This is a genomic window from Allobosea sp. P4_E12 (genome assembly GCF_056401655.1).
The window spans coordinates 1-3,087 of record NZ_JBFUIY010000103.1 but is presented as its reverse complement, the minus strand read 5'-3'; the positions used below and the strand labels follow the sequence as shown (position 1 = coordinate 3,087).

2 protein-coding genes and 3 pseudogenes are annotated in these 3,087 nt (G+C 62.0%); 3 read left to right on the top strand and 2 right to left on the bottom strand.

What is annotated here, in order from left to right:
* A pseudogene (locus AC1DW9_RS36335) lies at positions 1-159 on the top strand (IS5/IS1182 family transposase); the annotation flags it as partial.
* Positions 160-493: 334 nt separating this feature from the next.
* Here AC1DW9_RS36335 and AC1DW9_RS36330 read toward each other — a convergent pair.
* Positions 494-835 (bottom strand): hypothetical protein, encoded by a 342-nt coding sequence (locus tag AC1DW9_RS36330; protein WP_476777545.1) that lies wholly within the window; start codon positions 833-835, stop codon positions 494-496.
* A 437-nt stretch (positions 836-1,272) separates the two neighbouring features.
* On the opposite strand from AC1DW9_RS36330, the gene AC1DW9_RS36325 reads away from it, so the two are divergent.
* Both AC1DW9_RS36325 and AC1DW9_RS36320 read left to right on the top strand, forming a co-directional pair.
* Positions 1,273-2,301, top strand: a complete 1,029-nt coding sequence (locus AC1DW9_RS36325) for an AraC family transcriptional regulator (protein WP_441508761.1) — start codon at positions 1,273-1,275, stop codon at positions 2,299-2,301.
* Between the two features lie 369 nt (positions 2,302-2,670).
* Positions 2,671-2,874, top strand: a pseudogene (locus AC1DW9_RS36320) (IS6 family transposase); the annotation flags it as partial.
* A 54-nt stretch (positions 2,875-2,928) separates the two neighbouring features.
* Here AC1DW9_RS36320 and AC1DW9_RS36315 read toward each other — a convergent pair.
* Positions 2,929-3,087 (bottom strand): annotated as a pseudogene (locus tag AC1DW9_RS36315) (IS6 family transposase); the annotation flags it as partial.

Here is a 3,087-nt window from a genome sequence, read left to right as displayed (position 1 = left end):
TTCGGAACCTTAAAGGCCTGGATGGGAGCGACCCACTTCAAGACCAAGTCCCTCAAAAACGTCAGTACGGAGATGAGCCTCCACGTCCTGGCCTACAATCTGAAGAGAGTGATCGCCATCCTTGGCGCTGGGCCGCTCATTCTGGCGATGCGGACCTGAAAGGGTCGCCGCGACTCTCGTCCAACTTCACCCGCAGACGACGCGGCGCACACCTCAGGCATCCCAATAGCGCGTTTGCACACGGCCTCGTCGGATAGCGGCCACGCATTTGCCGCAGCACTCGGTTTCCAAGAAGGCCTGAAGCCCCGCCGGCTGAAGACGGCCTACGTCCCTGCGCATTGCTCGCTGGAGCGCTAGGGCCATCCCCAACAACGGGCGGCCTACTGCCCCCACGTCGCGTGCTGACTTGCCCCAGACATGCGCGAGGCCAGCCCTTCTGCGGCCGGGCGTGGGATGGGTGCCGGCTGGGCCTCAATTCCGCCCTGGTGAATCGTCAGTCCTTGGCCCTCTCGTTGCGCGCCACTCTCTTACGAAGCTCGTCGGGGCTGACATCGACGCCGTCCCAGACATGCCCGTCACGGATTTCGGCAATGTATTGCGCGACAATGTGCTTCGCCTCTTCGGGGGTTTCGGCGACATTGGTAATGACGCGGTGGTTGGCATTGTCGCGAGCCGCAAAATGCCGAGACACACTCCCGTCAGGATAGGTCACAGGCGTGATCACAAACGGCGCATCCATCCAGTGACCCGGCGCGCTCATCCAGATCGGAACGTCGCCCGATGTCATGCCCCTGAACTGGTGCCAGACCAGTTGCCAGTCAGGAAAACCGCTCATGTCAGTGTGTTCCTCGATCCTTGACCGCGCTCCTTGTCCGTGAGGATGTTGCACAGGATCCGCCGGATCCGAAAATCAAAAACAGCCGCCAGAGCCGCGCTAGCCGCACGGCATCAGAGGGTGCAACGAGCAGGACGTAGAGGATCGTCCGTGGGCGCGTCGGCTGCGCAATTTGGCCCAACTCCACGAACCGCGATGGCGTCGCGCCAGTCGATCCACTAACAATGTCGGATCGCCCCGCGGAAGCGGGTGACTATCAAACGCGCGATATCGACCTCTTCAAGCTTCTCTCTCCGCATGTCTGCCGCGCGCTTTAAGGCGGACCTCCGCGAAATGCGTGGCCCCAGCGTCGGCGGCTTGTTATTTTCGGCCAATTCTTTGCTCGCTCCAGCCTGAGTGGGTTTGGCCCCGAACATGGAAATGGGAGTTCGGCGGCTTTGCCACACGATCTGACCTCCCTCCCAACGACGCTAGCGGGTATCTCGCGCCTTGCCATAACGCGTCTTGCCTGCGCCGGCATACCGGTTGCGCCTCTCCTGAACGACGTCGGTCTGACCGAGGACATGCTCGCCGATGGCGATCAAAGAGTGCCTGCCCGGCGTCAGGTCGCATTCCTGGAGCGGGCCGGGACCGCGCTGGGAGATGACTGCCTGGGCTTCACCCTGGCGCAGGAGTTCGAGCCCCGAGCTCTCGGGTTGCTGTTTTATGTGATGGCGTCGTCGCAAACGCTTGGCGCAGCACTGCAACGAATTGCCCGGTATAGCTCGATCACCAATGAAGCATTGGTCTTCAGCGTTGCCGAGGCAAGTGAGTTCACCATCACTCTGAACTATGCCGGACTTCCTCGGCATTCCGATCGGCACCAGGCCGAGTTCTGCATTTTTGGAGCAATCCGGATCTGCCGCATCCTGATAGGCGCAAACCTCGTCCCTCAACACGTCTCGATCGCGCATCACCGATCGGGCGATACCTCTGCGATGTCGCGGTTTGCCGGAACGAAGGTGGAGTTCGGCGCCGAGACCGATGCCATCGTTTTGCACGCTGACGCGCGCGAGCGCCCTCTCATTAATGCCGACCCTTACCTCAATGATCTCCTGCTGGATTATTGCGAGGCGGCGTTGTCGTCCCGCACAACCAATGCCAGCCCTCTGCGGGTGAGCGTCGAGAATGCGATTGCGCCGCTGCTGCCTCATGGCAAGGTTCGCGCCGAGGTCATCGCCCGCCAGCTTGGATTAAGCGAACGAACACTGGCGCGGAGGCTCGCCGAGGAGGGCCTGAGCTTCTCGGAAATCCTCCAGCAGCTGCGGCGCGACCTAGCCGTGCGCTATCTCAACGATCGCGACCACCATGTCTCCAAGGTCGCCTGGCTATTGGGGTTCCAAGAGGTCAGCGCGTTCTCGCATGCGTTCAAGCAATGGACAGGTGTGGCGCCAAGCCAGATGCGTATGGCCGGCGTTCAGGCTTGATGGATATCGCTTCGCCGGGGCGGACGCTCGTTCCTAAGCACTCCTGCGACGAGACCCAATGGGACTGAATGGCGCTCACGACGAAGTCCCATCGCCGAGATCCTGGTCAAGCATGGACAGGATCATGCCTTGCCCCTCCGAAAGACGCGCCTGGCTGCGTTGATCTCCGGTCCGCCCGTGGCGGCAACGACGAGGCGAAGGCTTTCCCTCGCGGAGAGGCTGGTGTGCAGCAGATGGGCGACCGCCGCGACCTCACCTCATCAAGCGTCCGCGCCATCCTAGCTAGCGTCAGCGGGCCGGTTCTGTTGCAAACTCTTCAGTTACGGAGGTTAGGGCATCACCTTCCAGCCGTTGGCAGGAGGACTTCAGATGTTCAAGGGCCGTCATTTCGACCGATCGGTGATCCTGCTGTGTGTTCGCTGGTATCTGGCCTACGGCCTGAGCCTGCGCGACCTGAAGGAGATGATGGCCGAGCGCGGCATCAGCATCGACCATTCCACGATCCACCGCTGGGTCGTCTACTTCGCGCCCTTGCTGCTTCAGCGCTTCAACCGGCGCAAGCGCGCCCTGACCGGCGTTGTCACGTTAACCGCGGACCATTGAAGCGAACTCAACCGGGTGACGGGCTCACGCTGCGAGGCCAGCGACGGCTTTCCATTGTGCCATGGCGCACAGACGATGCAGATGGATGGCGAGGGCGGAGCGACGGGACCGGGGCGGGACGAACAGATTGCGGACGGCGGAGAAGACGGCGACGAAGCGCTGCAGGCTGCCTGGAGATCGAAA